The sequence below is a fragment of the Streptomyces cacaoi genome (genome assembly GCF_006539165.1).
In the GTDB taxonomy this organism is placed as follows: Bacteria; Actinomycetota; Actinomycetes; order Streptomycetales; family Streptomycetaceae; genus Streptomyces; species Streptomyces cacaoi.
Map to the genome: position 1 here is coordinate 409,798 of NZ_BJMM01000003.1, position 13,545 is coordinate 423,342.

General features: G+C 74.1%; 14 protein-coding genes. 6 read left to right on the forward strand and 8 right to left on the reverse strand.

The features are described 5' to 3' along the window. Positions 1 to 263 precede the first annotated feature (263 nt). Positions 264 to 2,045 carry a bifunctional 3'-5' exonuclease/DNA polymerase gene (locus SCA03_RS05055; protein ID WP_086817544.1) on the reverse strand — a complete coding sequence of 594 codons (1,782 nt, stop codon included), beginning with the start codon at positions 2,043 to 2,045 and terminating at the stop codon, positions 264 to 266. 58 nt (positions 2,046 to 2,103) lie between these two features. Further along, entirely contained in the window at positions 2,104 to 2,670 is a 567-nt protein-coding gene (locus SCA03_RS05060) for a rhodanese-like domain-containing protein (RefSeq protein ID WP_030881989.1), read from the reverse strand. 76 nt (positions 2,671 to 2,746) lie between these two features. Between SCA03_RS05060 and SCA03_RS05065 the strand changes: the two genes are divergently transcribed. Beyond that, entirely contained in the window at positions 2,747 to 3,028 is a 282-nt protein-coding gene (locus SCA03_RS05065; RefSeq protein ID WP_030881993.1) for a metal-sensitive transcriptional regulator, read from the forward strand. A 34-nt stretch (positions 3,029 to 3,062) separates the two neighbouring features. Here the strand turns inward: SCA03_RS05065 and SCA03_RS05070 are convergent, their stop codons facing one another. Genes SCA03_RS05070 through SCA03_RS05080 form a run of 3 tightly spaced genes read right to left on the reverse strand, consistent with a single transcriptional unit; the run spans position 3,063 to position 5,612 of the window. After that, on the reverse strand, positions 3,063 to 3,815 hold the full coding sequence (locus SCA03_RS05070; RefSeq protein ID WP_086817546.1) for a sulfite exporter TauE/SafE family protein: 753 nt from the start codon (positions 3,813 to 3,815) through the stop codon (positions 3,063 to 3,065). Continuing rightward, positions 3,812 to 4,183, reverse strand: coding sequence for a rhodanese-like domain-containing protein (locus SCA03_RS05075; protein WP_086817548.1), 372 nt, complete (start codon positions 4,181 to 4,183; stop codon positions 3,812 to 3,814). The genes SCA03_RS05070 and SCA03_RS05075 overlap by 4 nt, the downstream gene beginning before the upstream one ends. 34 nt (positions 4,184 to 4,217) lie before the next feature. Beyond that, positions 4,218 to 5,612, reverse strand: a complete 1,395-nt coding sequence (locus tag SCA03_RS05080; protein ID WP_141275225.1) for an MBL fold metallo-hydrolase — start codon at positions 5,610 to 5,612, stop codon at positions 4,218 to 4,220. A gap of 327 nt (positions 5,613 to 5,939) precedes the next feature. Here SCA03_RS05080 and SCA03_RS05085 point away from each other — a divergent pair, with 327 nt between their 5' ends. Further along, entirely contained in the window at positions 5,940 to 6,593 is a 654-nt protein-coding gene (locus SCA03_RS05085) for a TetR/AcrR family transcriptional regulator (protein ID WP_086818099.1), read from the forward strand. A 140-nt stretch (positions 6,594 to 6,733) separates the two neighbouring features. Continuing rightward, a complete protein-coding gene (locus SCA03_RS05090) occupies positions 6,734 to 7,003 on the forward strand; it encodes a GlsB/YeaQ/YmgE family stress response membrane protein (RefSeq protein ID WP_086818100.1) in 270 nt (89 codons plus the stop codon). Positions 7,004 to 7,189: 186 nt separating this feature from the next. Here SCA03_RS05090 and SCA03_RS05095 read toward each other — a convergent pair whose 3' ends face one another. After that, positions 7,190 to 8,467 (reverse strand): glycoside hydrolase family 18 protein, encoded by a 1,278-nt coding sequence (locus tag SCA03_RS05095; RefSeq protein WP_030882014.1) that lies wholly within the window; start codon positions 8,465 to 8,467, stop codon positions 7,190 to 7,192. Between the two features lie 420 nt (positions 8,468 to 8,887). Here SCA03_RS05095 and SCA03_RS05100 point away from each other — a divergent pair, with 420 nt between their 5' ends. The 3 genes from SCA03_RS05100 to SCA03_RS05110 all read left to right on the forward strand — a co-directional run bounded on the left by SCA03_RS05100 (position 8,888) and on the right by SCA03_RS05110 (position 11,767). Then, positions 8,888 to 10,063: an acyl-CoA dehydrogenase gene (locus SCA03_RS05100; protein ID WP_141275226.1), complete on the forward strand. Its 1,176-nt coding sequence runs from the start codon at positions 8,888 to 8,890 to the stop codon at positions 10,061 to 10,063. A 167-nt stretch (positions 10,064 to 10,230) separates the two neighbouring features. After that, a complete protein-coding gene (locus SCA03_RS35955; protein WP_230988486.1) occupies positions 10,231 to 10,767 on the forward strand; it encodes a GNAT family N-acetyltransferase in 537 nt (178 codons plus the stop codon). Between the two features lie 58 nt (positions 10,768 to 10,825). Then, positions 10,826 to 11,767 (forward strand): endonuclease/exonuclease/phosphatase family protein, encoded by a 942-nt coding sequence (locus tag SCA03_RS05110; RefSeq protein WP_230988487.1) that lies wholly within the window; start codon positions 10,826 to 10,828, stop codon positions 11,765 to 11,767. A gap of 149 nt (positions 11,768 to 11,916) precedes the next feature. Here the strand turns inward: SCA03_RS05110 and SCA03_RS05115 are convergent, their stop codons facing one another. Further along, positions 11,917 to 12,732 carry a hypothetical protein gene (locus tag SCA03_RS05115; protein WP_230988488.1) on the reverse strand — a complete coding sequence of 272 codons (816 nt, stop codon included), beginning with the start codon at positions 12,730 to 12,732 and terminating at the stop codon, positions 11,917 to 11,919. Between the two features lie 317 nt (positions 12,733 to 13,049). Further along, complete coding sequence (locus SCA03_RS05120; RefSeq protein ID WP_086815345.1) at positions 13,050 to 13,508, reverse strand: DUF6640 family protein; 459 nt, start codon at positions 13,506 to 13,508, stop codon at positions 13,050 to 13,052. Between the last annotated feature and the right edge of the window lie 37 nt (positions 13,509 to 13,545).

A 13,545-nucleotide genomic window follows, 5' to 3' on the forward strand; every position in this document is an offset into this window, starting at 1 on the left:
TCCCCGATGCCGCTGTCCGGGAGACCCGGGCGGCCCGGAAGCCGCCCGTCTTCCCGATGCCTGTCCCACGCGGGCGGCGGGCCGCCGTCCCGGCACGCGCCGCACGCACGCCGGTACGCCCGGCGCCGCCCGCCCTCTGATGGTCGCGCACCCGGGCACACACCGCGCGCCGGCCGGGCACCGCTCCACCGCCGCCACCTCGCGACGGCGCACACCACCGGCCCCCCGTACGGCCCGCGCCCGCGCCCGGCCCCGGGCGCCGCTCACTTGGCGTCGGCGTAGCACTCGACGACCGCGACCGAGAAGGCGAAGCGCACCGGGGTCGGGCCGAAGGCCGCACGCCCCGCCACCTCACCCGCCTCGCGGACGGCCTGCTCCACCCACTCCGCCTCCTCGGCCGGGCAGTGCACGATCACCTCGTCGTGCTGGAAGAACACCAGCTCGGCAGCGGTGCCGCCGAGCCGTTGACGCAGTGCCGCCAGCATCAGCACCGCCCAGTCCGCCGCGCTGCCCTGCACCACGAAGTTCCTCGTGAACCGGCCGCGCGCCCGCGCCGCCGCCCCCGCGGCGGCGCCGCCGGGCCGCGGCTCGTCCACCGCCTCCCCGGCCTCCGGCCCGCTGCCGTCCCCGGCACCCGGCCGGCCCGCCGGGGGACACGTACGGCCCAGATGTGTGCGCACCAGACGGCCCTCCTCCCCGGCCCGTGCCGCCTCGTCGACGTGGTCGACCGCGGCCGGGAACCTGCGGCGCAGCGCCGCCAGGTTCCGCAGCCCGTCACCGCTGGTCTGCCCGTAGACGGCGCCCAGCAGCGCCAGCTTGGCCTGCTCCCGGTCGCCCGAGAACGCCAGCTCCGACAGCTCGGTGTACAGATCCCGGCCGGTGGAGGCCACCGCCATCAGGCCCGGGTCGCGCGAGACGGCCGCGAGCACGCGCGGCTCCATCTGCGCCACGTCGGCCACCACGAGCCGCCAGCCCGGATCGGCGACCACCGCGCGCCGCACCACCTTCGGGATCTGGAGCGCGCCGCCGCCGTTGCTCGTCCACCGCCCGGAGGCCGCACCGCTGGGCACATACGTGGTGCGGAACCGGCCCCCGTGCACCCACTGGCGCAGCCAGCTCCAGCCGTGCGTCGTGTACAGCCGGTAGAGCTTTTTGTAGGCCAGCAGCGGCTCCACCGCGGGATGGTCGAGCTTGCGCAGCTCCCAGGCCCGGGTCGAGGACAGCCGCACGCCGTCCCGGGCGAAGGCCGCCACCACCTCCGCCGGCAGGTCCGGCCGCACCCGGGCACCGCCGAACGCCCGGGAGATCTCCTCCTCCAGCTGCACCAGCCGCCGGGGCGGACCGCTGCCCGCGTACCGCTCGCCCAGCATCTCCTCCAGCAGCCGCAGATGCTCCCGCTCGCTCCACGGCACCCCCGCCCGGGTCAGCTCGGCCGCCACCAGCGCACCGGCGGACTCGCCGGCCAGCAGCAGCCGCATCCGCGCCGGGTGCGCACAGCGCTCCGTACGCTCCAGCTGCGCCGCGTACACCTCCAGCAGCGCCTCCAGGGGATCCGCTCCGCCCGGCAGCGGCGCCGGCTCGGTGTCGAACAGCGAGGGCTGCTGCTCGGGGCCGTGCGCCGCGTGGACGTGCTCGTCCGGTACGGGCAGTCCGCGCAGCCGCGCCAGTGCGGCCGGGAGCGACGAGGGCTCCCCGTACCGGCCCTCGTAGGCCAGCAGCAGCGCCTCGGCCGCCTCCACGTCGTAGCACCGCTCCGCCCGTACGCCCGCGGCCAGCAGCTCGGGCTGCACGGCGGCCGTCGCACGCCACACCCAGCGCACCGGCGTGCCGGCGCCGTGCCGCGGTGCCTTCGGCGCCCCCGGCGCCCGGGACGCCACCGCCGCCGCTGCCGACGCCTCCGTCCGTACGGGGCCGCACGCCCGCCCGTGCGCGTCCAGCGGGCACACCCGCACCCGGCCGCCGCCCGCGGGCGCGAGGGCCCACCGGAGTGCGCCCTCCGGTGCCGAGGGGGCGCTCCGGCCGTCCCCGGCACCTGAGTCGCTCATACGGGGGAGTCTCGCACCGCCCTCCGACAGCCGGGCCCGGTCGCCGGAGGCCCGAGTGTCAGCCGGCCAGCGCGGCGAGGGTGGCGTCCAGCGCGGTGGCCTCGGGCCGGTTGTGCGGGAGCTTGGCGAGGATCCTGGCCATGCCGCAGGTGTCGGTGAGGGCGGAGAAGACCAGTCCGCCCGCGACCCCGGCGGACAGCCAGCGGGCCGCGCCCCAGCGCTGCCCGGCGAGCAGACCGGTCAGGACGAGGGACCCGGCGGCGAGCCGGACCTGGCGCTCCATGGCCCAGCGGGCGCGTGTGCCGGTGTCGCCGTGCGTGGTGTGGCCGTGCTCCCGCCAGGCGTTGGTGCCGCCGGTGAGGCCGCTGGCGGGGATGCCGTGGCCGGCCAGGCGCCGGCAGGCTTCGGCGGAGCGGGCGCCGGAGGCGCACACGACGAGGAGCTCGCCGCGCCCTGCGGCGGTCCGCAGGGCGGGCAGGGCGGTGTCGAGGTGGTCGAGGGGGATGTTGTGGGCGCCGGGCAGATGGCCGGCGGCGTACTCACCGGGGGCGCGGACGTCGATGACGGTCAGCTCGTGCAGGCGGGCGTGCGCCTGGTCGACGGTGAGGGCGGCTGCGGTGGTCATGGGGAATTTTCCTTTGCTTGTCGGGGTCACCCCTCCGGTAGGATACCCAGGGGGGTATCCGGAAGGAGTGTGGATCGTGGAAGGTGCCGTGGCGGCCGAGGAGTTGAAGGCGGCGGTCAACCGGCTGCGCCGGGCGCAGGGCCAGATCGCCGGGGTGATCAAGATGATGGAGGAGGGGCGGGACTGCGAGGACGTGGTGACCCAGCTCGCGGCCGCGTCCCGGGCCCTGGACCGGGCGGGCTTCTCGATCATCGCCACCGGCCTGCAACACTGCCTGGCCGATGAGGAAGCGGCCGCCTCCGGTGACCGCGAGGAGATGCGCGCCCGGCTGGAGAAGCTGTTCCTCTCCCTGGCCTGAGCCCGCGGGTGCGGCCGCTCGCCGGTCCGGGCCGTCATCGGAGGGCGTCGATCAGCATGAGGGCGGCCACGGCCAGCAGCGCCACGGCGAAGGTGCGCCGCAGCACGGTGCCGGTGACCTTGGCGGCCAGCCGTCTGCCGTCCCAGGCGCCCAGGATCGCCGCCCCGGCGAAGGGGGCGACCACCGCCCAGTCGATCCCGGCGGTGGTGGCGCCCCGAGTGGCCAGCGACGCCAGCGAGTTCGCCGAGATGACCAGCAGGCTCGTGCCGACGGCCGCCTGCATCTCGAACGCCAGCACCGTCACCAGCGCGGGCACGGCGAGGAAGCCCCCGCCGACGCCGAGGAGCCCGGTCAGCGCGCCCAGCCCCGCGCCCGTGCCGGCCGCCCTGACCGGCCGCGCCCGGCCGTCCGCCGTACCGGTGCCGGCCCCGCCGGAGCGCAGCATGCTGACGGCGGCGAGAGCGGCGACGACCGCGAACGCGGCGGTCAGCACCGGCTGCGGCAGCCGGCCCGTGACGGCTCCGGCCGCGGCGGCCGGCAGCAGCCCGGCGGCGGCGAAGAGGGCGCCGGCCCGCCACTGGACGTGTCCGGCGCGGGCGTGCGTGTACAGCGCGGTGAGCGAGGTGGCGGTGACGATGATCAGGGCCGCGGTGGTGGCCGCGGCCGGGGTGAAGCCGAGCAGATAGATCAGCGCGGGCACCGCCAGGACGCTGCCGCCTCCGCCGAGCGCCCCGAGCGCGAGGCCGACCACGCCCCCGGCGGCCAGGGCCAGGAGCAGCGTGCTCACGCCACGACACCGCCGCTGCCGCCCCGGCCGGTGACCGGCAGCCCCGCACGGGCCCACGCGGTCATGCCCCCGGTCACGTCCGCCGCCCGGACGCCGCGTCCGGCCAGCAGCCGGGCGGCCTGCCGGGAGCGGTGCCCCGAGCGGCAGATCGCCAGCACCGTCCTGCCCTGCGCGGCGGCCGGGAGCGGTGCACCCGCCACCAGGCGGGAGAGCGGCAGATGCAGCGCGCCGGGCGCGTGCCCCGCCTCCCACTCGGGGGTCTCACGGACATCCAGCAGGACGGCCGTGCCGTCGCCGGTCAGCCGGTGGGCCTGCTGCGGGGTGCGGCGGCCGGGGCCGCGGGACAGGCGTGCGAAGGGCGGGAACATGAGCGTGCGCTTTCGTGCGGAGGGTGCGGGAGCGTCAGTCGGTGCCGGCGGGGTTCTCGGACCCGTCGGGGTGTACGAGCGTCAGTCCGGCGTCGGGGGCGGCGTCGAAGCCGTCGTCGACGGCGACCACGTCCCGGCCGACGGCGTCCAGCAGGGAGGCGGCGATCGCCGCGCGCATCCCGCCGGCGCAGTGCACCCACACCGTCCCGTCCGGTACCTCACCGGTACGTCCGTGCAGCTCGTGGATCGGGATGTGGACCGAGCCCGCGATGTAACCGCCCGCACGCTCCGTGTTCCGCCGTACGTCCAGCACGACCACGTCGTCGCCGCGCCGGCGGACCTCGGCGAGGTCGGCGAAGCGGGCGCGCGGGAAGGAGGCGAGCTGTTCGCCGGCGCGGACCCAGTCGGCCGGGTCGCCGGTCGCGGCGGCCGCCGGCCGGTCGATGCCCACCCGGGCGAGCTCCCGCTGTGCGTCGTGGATCCGCTCGGGGGTGTCGGCGAGCAGGGTGACGGGCTTGCCCCACGGGATCAGCCAGGCCAGATAGGTGGACAGCTTGCCCTCGCCCTCGAAGTTGAACGATCCGGCCACATGTCCCTCGGCGAAGGCCATCCGGCTGCGCAGATCGACCACCCACTCGCCCGCGGCCAGCCGGGAGGCGATCTCCTCGCTGTCCGCCCGCCGCGGCGGGGTGAGGTCGACGGGCGCGGGCCCCGCGGCGTTGGCCGGGCCCATGTGCGTGTAGTAGGCGGGCACGTCGTCCAGCCCGGCCAGCATGCGCGCGACGAAGGTGTCCACGTCCAGGGTCAGCGCGTCGTTGGACCTGCGCTCCCGGCCGATCGTGGTCGCGTCCCCCTCGGCCTGGGACGAGGAGCAGAAGCTGCCGAACCCGTGCGTGGGCAGCACCTGCACCGCGTCGTCCAGCTCCTCGGCCAGCCGGTGGGCGGAGGCGTGCTGGGCGCGGGCCAGCTGCTCGGTCAGCCGGGGCTCGACCAGGTCGGGCCGGCCCACGGTGCCGATCAGCAGCGAGCCGCCGGTGAACGCCGCGACACCGCGCCCGTCCTCGGTCAGGACGTAGGAGGTGTGGTGCGGGGTGTGTCCGGGAGTGGCGATCGCGCGCAGCGTCAGGCCGTCGTCCACCGGCACCGTGTCGCCGTCGGCGACGGGGGTGCGGGCGAACGACACGTGCGCACCGGCCGGCACCAGGTACCTGGCGCCGGTGACACGGGCCAGTTCGAGGCCCCCGGTGATGTAGTCGTTGTGCACATGGGTCTCGGCCACGAAGGCGATCCGCACTCCGCGGCGGGCCGCTGCGGTGATGACCTGGTCGATGTCGCGCGGCGGGTCGACGACCACCGCGGCCTCGGGTCCGCCGGCCAGATAGCTGCGGTTTCCCAGGCCCTCGAATTCCAGGGTGTCCACGAAGAACACGGCTGACGACTCCTCTCGGACGGTATACCCCGGGGGGTATCTGCTGTCCACCGTAACATTCATACCCAGGGGGGTATTCCACGGGCGGAAACCGCCGTAACCCGGGGCGCCGCCCCGCGCGGGTACCCGTGCCGGGCCGCCGCAGCCCGCTGCCGGTGCACGCGTCCGTGCCGAAGGTGCGGCGGGAGGATCCGCGCCCGGGCGGGGGTGCGGGCCAGGGCGAGGGCGGGGGCGCGCGAGCCGGCGCAGTGCCGAAAGCGGCGATCGAGTACCTGAAGGGCTGTCATACTGCCGACACCGCACGGCACTTGGAGACCAGGACCGGTTTTGGATAACAGTCAGCAACGGGGGCGGGGCGCCGTCCCGGCACCCCGCGGCAACGGACGTTCCCAGGCCCGCAGGGCCGAACTCATCGAAGCGGGCCGCAAGTTGTTCGCCCACACCTCCTACGACGCGCTGTCCATGGACGACATCGCGCGGCAGGCGGGGGTCGCCAAGGGGTTGGTCTACTACTACTTCACCAACAAGCGCGGCTACTACCTGGCGATCATCGAGGACGCCGTCGCCGAGCTGGTCGAGCGCGCCGACAGCAGCGCCGGGCTCCCGCCCGTCGAGCGCGTCCAGCGCACCATCGAGGGGTATCTGCGCTACGCCCAGCACAACCAGGCGGCCTACCGCACGATCGTCACCGGGGGAGTGGGCCACGACACCGAGGTCCTGGCGATCCGCGACCAGGTGCGTGAGCGGCTGCTCGCGGCCATCGCGGAGGGCGCGTGGGGGCGTGAGGAGATCCCGCCGCTCGCGCGGGCGGCGCTGGTGGGGTGGCTGTCCTCGGTCGAGGGCGTGACCCTGGACTGGCTCGGCCGCCAGGAGCTGTCCCGCGAGGTGGTGCGCGAGCTGCTGGTCCGCACGCTGCGCGGCACCGTCGAGGTGATCATGGAGTTCGAGCCGGAGCTGCCGGAACCGCCCGTCGGGGTCTGAGTCCGCGCGCCCGGAGCGCCCGTGGCCGCGCCGGGTGCTCCGGGGCGCCTCCGGTGCCCGGCCGGTGCCGGGCAGGCATGATCGCCGGCCTTCTGGACACCCGGAACGAGGAACTCTCCCGTCCGGAGGAAGGGGGCGCCATGGACGTGTCCGGCGTCATCAGCGCCATCGTGATCGGCCTCGTCATCGGTGCGCTCGGGCGGCTGGTGCTGCCCGGAAGGCAGCGGATCGGCCTGCTGTGGACGCTGCTCGTCGGCGTCGTCGCGGCCCTCGTCGGTACGGCGGTGGCCGGTGCGCTGGGCGTCGCGGACACGAGGGGCATCGACTGGATCGAGCTGGCCATCCAGGTCGTCCTCGCCGCCCTCGGCGTCGGCGCCCTGGAGCGGGCCAAGGCGGGGCGCCGCCGCTGAGCAGCGGGCCCCGGGGGCCGGGGCCCGCGCCCGCGGCCGTACGGGCGCCGGAACGCGAGGAGCCCGGGCGGGCCGCCCGGGCTCCTGCTGTGCGGTGGTACGGGCCGCGCTGCCCGTACCACCGTCCCGGTGTCGCACCGGGTGCACGGTTTTCCTCCGGTCGTCCGGCGCGGACCCCGCGGGGCCTTACCGGATGGCCTTGATCAGCTCACCGTTCGCCGTGTCCCCGCTCAGCTCCCAGAAGAAGCTGCCGCCGAGGCCCTGCTGCGCCGCCCAGTCGCCCTTGGCGGAGATGGTCTCGGGGGTGTCGTAGCTCCACCACTGGTTGCCGCAGTGCGCATACGCCGTTCCGGCCACCTTCCCGGTGGGCGGGCAGCGGTCCTTGAGGACCTTGTAGTCCTCGATGCCCTGCTCGTAGGTGCCCGGCGCCGGACCGGTGGCCGTGCCGCCCGGCTCGGCCTGGCTGACGCCGTTCCAGCCGCGGCCGTAGAAGCCCAGCCCGTAGAGCAGCTTGTCCCCGGGGACGCCCATCTCCTTGAGCTTGGTGATGGTCGCCTCGGTGTTGAACCCGTCCTTCGGGATGCCCTCGTAGGAGGTCAGCGGGGAGTGCGGTGCCGTCGGCCCCTGGGCGTCCCACGCGCCGAAGTAGTCGTAGGTCATGGGCAGATACCAGTCGACGTACTGCGCCGCCGTCTTGTAGTCGGCGGCCTCCAGCTTGCCGCCGTCGGAGGCGTCGGCGCTGATCGCGGCCGTCACCAGCTGGCCGTCGAACTTGTCGCGGAGCGCCTTCATCAGGTTCGGGAAGGCGTCGGGACCGCTCTCGTCGCAGGTGAGCCCGCAGGCGTTCGGGTACTCCCAGTCGATGTCGATGCCGTCGAACAGGCCCTTCCAGCGCTCGTCGTTGACGAGGTTGTAGCAGGACTCGGCGAACGCGGCCGGGTTCTTCGCCGCCTCACCGAAGCCGCCGGACCAGGTCCAGCCGCCGAAGGACCACAGGATCTTCAGGTCCGGGTGCAGCTTCTTGAGCTTCAGCAGCTGGTTGAAGTTGCCGCGCAGCGGCTGGTCCCAGGTGTCGGCCTTGCCGTCCACGCTCTGGTCGGCGGTGTACGCCTTCTCGTAGTCGGCGTAGCCGTCACCGATGGCGCACTTGCCGCCCTGCACATTGCCGAAGGCGTAGTTGATGTGGGTGAGCTTGTCCGCCGAGCCCGAGGTCTCGACGTTCTTGACGTGGTAATTGCGCTGGTACACGCCCCAGTTGGTGAAGTAGCCGACGGTCTTTCCGGCCGCGGCGCGGGAAGCGGCGGGCCTGTCCTGCTGCGACTCCTGTGCGCCCGCCGAAGCGGTCGACGTGAGCACAGTTGCGGCGAGCACCGCCGCGCACACGGCGCCGAGGAGCGCCGTCAGACGCCTGCGGCGCCCCGGGGGCCGTGCGGTGAGTGAACGTCGTCTTTCCGGTCCGAGCATGATTCTCCTCGCGGTGGGGGGAGCGGGGGGTGTGCTGCGACCGTGCCGTGCCCGGCTGCCGACGCGTCCGGCGGAAACCGGTGAGTACCGGTACGCCGGGCATGTACGACACGGGTACGTCCGTACTCGTTCATTGCCCCGGGAATGTAGAAGGACTAGACCAGTCCGTCAATGGTTCGGACCAATTCCCGTGCCCCGTAAGGGAATCGGCGCCGTCTCGTCACCGTGCTCCGGTGACGGCCGCCACTCGATCGGGCATACTCCCACTCGCCGCAGCCGCTGATCAGCAGCGCTCGCGATCCGACGGTGCACGATCGGCGGCAGGCGGCCAGCGACCGGCCCGCGTGCGGGCCGGCGGCCCCCGGCGCACCGCCGACCCAGGCGGCGTCGCCGACGTTCCTGACCGAAGGAGAGCGCGCCATGTCCCAGTACGGTCCGCAGCCCGTGGAACGGGACCTGCCCACCGACGAGGCACGGGACCTGCTGACCCTCGTACGCGAGCTGATCCAGCGCGAGATCGCGCCCACCGCCGCGGAGGAGGAGCGCGCGGGCACCTTCCCACGGGAGACCTTCCGGCTGATGTCCCGCTCCGGCCTGCTCGGCCTGCCCTACCCCGAGGAGTACGGCGGAGGCGGCCAGCCCTACGAGGTCTACCTCCAGGTCGTCGAGGAACTCGCCGCCGCACGCCTCACCGTGGGCCTCGGCACCAGCGTGCACTCCCTCGCCTGCCACGGCCTGGCCGGCTTCGGCAGCAAGGAGCAGCGCACCGAGCATCTGCCGGACATGCTCGGCGGCGGCCTCCTCGGCGCCTACTGCCTCTCCGAGCCCTCGGCCGGGTCCGACGCCGCCGCGCTGCGCACCCGCGCCGAGCGCGACGGCGACGACTGGGTGCTCACCGGCACCAAGGCGTGGATCACCCACGCCGGCATCGCCGACTTCTACACCGTCCTGGCCCGCACCGCCGAGGACGGCGCCCACGGCATCACCGCCTTCCTCGTCCCCGGCGACGCGGAGGGGCTCACCGCCGCGCCGCCCGAGCACAAGATGGGCCTGAACGGCTCGCCCACCGCCCAACTGCACTTCGACGGCGTCCGCGTTCCCGACGAGCGCCGCCTCGGGGACGAGGGCCAGGGCTTCGCCGTCGCGCTGTCCGCTCTGGACTCCGGCCGGCTGGGGATCGCCGCCTGCGCGGTCGGTGTCGCCCAGGCCGCGCTCGACGAGGCGCTGGCCTACACCCTCGGACGCGAGCAGTTCGGCCATCCGGTGGCCGACTTCCAGGGGCTGCGCTTCATGCTCGCCGACATGGCCACCCGCATCGAGGCCGGCCGCTCGCTCTACCTGGCCGCCGCACGGCGCCGCGACGCGGGCCTGCCGTTCACCCAGCAGGCGGCCATGGCCAAGCTCTTCTGCACCGACGCCGCCATGCAGACCACCACCGACGCCGTCCAACTCCTGGGCGGATACGGCTACACGGCGGACTTCCCCGCGGAGCGGTACATGCGCGAGGCCAAGGTGCTGCAAATCGTGGAGGGCACCAACCAGATCCAGCGGATGGTCATCGCCCGCCGGCTGGCCGGCCCGGAATCCGGCCGCTGACGCCGACCGCTGATCGTCGGCCGGTGACCGCCTACCGCTGATCGCCGATCCCGACCCCGATCGCCGTGGCCCGGCCCCGCCCGCCCTGTGACGTGCCGGTGGGGCCGCGCGGCGACCGGTTCCGGCATTGCTGACAGCCCGTCGGCCGCTCACTAGGGTGGAACGCCGTGAAGACGACCGATGTCGGGCCCGCGGACCCGCGCCTTCCCGCCCTCTTCCCCGTACTGCGCCAGCTGCGCCCGCACCTCACACCCGAGCTCTTCCGCTCGGTCTACGAGGAGGGCCACGCACAAGGGCTGCGCTTCACCGGCGTGTTCGACGACGGAACGGACGACGACGCGACGGACGACGACGCGACGGGTGGCCACGGGGCCCACGACAGGGCGGACGGCGGCGCCGGTGACGCGGCGGGCGGCAGAACGGGAGCGGCGTGTCTGGGAGTGGCCGGCTGGCGCCTCCTGGTCAACACCAACATGCTGCGCACGCTGCACGTCGAGGATCTGGTCACCACGTCCGCCGCACGCTCCCGGGGCGTGGGCCGGGCACTCCTCGGCCACCTCGAACAGCGCGCCCGCGACCTCGACTGCCGTGCCCTGACGCTCGATTCGGGCACCCAGCGGACCGGGGCGCACCGGTTCTACCACCGCGAGCAGATGGGGATCGCCGCCTTCCACTTCGTCAAGCGCCTCGACGGACCGGAGTGACCGGCCCACCGCGTCGCCCCGCGCCCACCGGGCTCGGTACATCCACGAAAGGAGCACCGTGATCCCGCCACGCACCGCGCACTCGGCGCGCACCGTACGCCTCTCCCGCCGCTCCGGCCTGCGTACGGCAGCTGCCGCAGCGCTCGCCCTTCCCCTGGCAGCGCACGCCGTGACCGCGCACGCTGCCCCCGCGCCCGCGACGGACGACGCCCAGGACGGCCGGGCCCTGCGGACCATGACCTTCAACCTCCGCTACGCCTCGGACACCCCGCCGCACAGCTGGCCCGAGCGCAGGCCCGTCACCCGCGCGCTGCTGCGCCGCGAGCGACCGCATCTCATCGGCACCCAGGAGGGGCTCTACGCGCAGCTCAGAGACATCGCCGAGGACCTCGGCAGACCCCGCTACGACTGGATCGGCACGGGCCGGGCCGGCGGCAGCCGCGACGAGTTCATGGCGGTCTTCTACGACACCCGGCGGCTGGCCCCGCTCGCCTACGACCACTTCTGGCTCTCCGACCGGCCCGAGCTGATCGGCTCGGCGACCTGGGGCAACACCGTGATCCGGATGGTCACCTGGGTACGCTTCCGCGATCTGGCCACCGGCACGGAGTTCTTCCACCTCAACACGCACCTCGACCACCAGAGCCAGCACTCGCGCGAACGCTCGGCGGACCTCATCGGCGAGCGCCTGCGCGGCCTGGACGCGGGCCTGCCCCGGCTGGTCACCGGCGACTTCAACGTCCCGGCGCACGGCAACCCCGTCTACGACGCGCTGCTCACCGGCGCGGGGCTGACCGACACCTGGGAGGTGGCCGAACGGCGCGGCAAGCTGTACGCGACCTTCCACGGGTACGGACCCCTCGTTCCCGACGGGGACCGCATCGACTGGATCCTCGCCTCGCCCGGGGTCCGGGTCCGCCACGCCGAGATCAACACCTACTCCCGCGACGGCCGCTTCCCCAGCGACCATCTGCCGGTGCAGGCCCTGCTGGAGCTGTGACCGGGAGCGCGGGCACCGGAAGCCGCCGCTCCTACGTCGGCTCACCTAGGACACTTGCCGTAAGGCAGGGCGCTATCGGGTATGTGCCGTACGGCACACGCGGTACGGCACATACCCGAGGCGCCCGTCCGGCGCCGGCAAGCAGCGGTTTACGAAGACTTGGACTTGGTGGACCCGGCCGCCTCCAGCACCTCGTCGGCCACCTTCGAGCTGAGCGACGCACGCACCAGCCCGGCCGCGAGCCCCGCCAGATCGTCCTGATCCACCAACTGCGCCAGCTTCCGCGCCGAGTCCGGCAGCCCCAGCCTGCCCGCGCCCTGGAGCGCCTTCTTGTCCAGGTACGGACGGAACTCCGGCCACACCGCCTGCGCTTCCCGCAGAAAGATGTCCACGCCGACGGGCCCGAAGCCCGGGATCTCCCGCAGCGCCGCCGCCGGGTCGTCGCGCTCGCGCAGCTTGCGCAGATCGCCGCCGTACTCGGAGAGCAGGAGTGCGGCACCCTGGCCCAGCATCGTCGCGGTGCGCTCGTCGTAGCGCCGGTAGCCGCCCTCACCGAGCGCGTCCACCCGCTGCTGCCAGGTCGCGTCCGCCATCCGCCGTGCGTCCCGCATCTTCGCGTCGGACAGGGCCCTTGCGCTGGCGACCGCGATGTCCGAGCGGATCCGAGCGCTCAGCAGCATCGCCAGGACGAGCAGCCGGTACAGCGGGGACGGGGTGTCACGCAGCGTGATCCCTGCCTCCGCCGCGTAGGTCTCGCCGTGCCGCTCCAGCAACGCGCGCACGATCGCGCGCTGCCGGGCCGTGCCGCCCCGGGTGCCGCCGCTGGTCGTCCGGCGGCTGCGCACCGGCGTCGACCGCTGCGTCTGCTTCGTCCGGCCCGGACCCGATGCGGTGGTCTTCGTGCGGCGCTTTCCGGTGTCGCGGCTCTTGGTGCCGCTGCCGCTCCTGCCACGTGTCGTAGCCATGGGGTCCCTCCCTTCTCCGTCCCCGGGTCCCCGTCCGGCGGCGATCCACGCGGGGTTCGGCGCAGATGATCCCGTGTCACCGTCCGTGCACGCTCAGCGGCCACGCGGGGCGGACGAGCGGCTTACCGCTCTGGCCCCTCCCGAAAGCTGACGTGCCGTCAACCCGACCGCAGGGAAATGCAAATGGGCTTCGGGCCGGGGCCTGCGCTCGCCACGTACGAGGAGTGCACCTCGCGGTCGATGACCATCGGCCGCCGGTCCGTCCGCACCGCACACGGCCGGTCTCCTGGTCCGTCCACGGCCTCGTCGAAGACGGTTCAGGTGACGGTGCGTCGTCCGGTGGCGCGGCGCGTGGGCGTGCGAAGTGTTGCCGCTGTCGCGGCGAGCAGGGCCAGGGTGAGGACGACGGCCATGAAGACCTGGCCGTGCATCCCGAGGACGAAGAGGGTCTGGGGGGCGAACTCCGGGTCGTAGGCGGCGGTGCCGGGGAACAGCAGTGCGCCGATCATGCTGAGCCAGGGGGTGGCCAGGATCGCGGCGGCGCACAACAGCCGGCCGCGGGGGTTGCGGCCCTGGCGCAGGGAGAGGGTCAGGCCGATGACGCCGAGGAGCACCGTCATCAGCATGTACTGGGCGTCGTGGAACTTGGCGTGGGGCGGCCAGCCGGGGTTGAAGGCGTGCTGGGCCGCCAGGTCGGGGACGACCAGATCGGCGAGCACGGCGCTGACTGTGGTGACGGCTCCGACGAGGGCGATCAGAAGGCGCGGGAGGGGCATGAGGGTTGGCCTCTCGGGGTTCGTTGGCTCCCGGGGA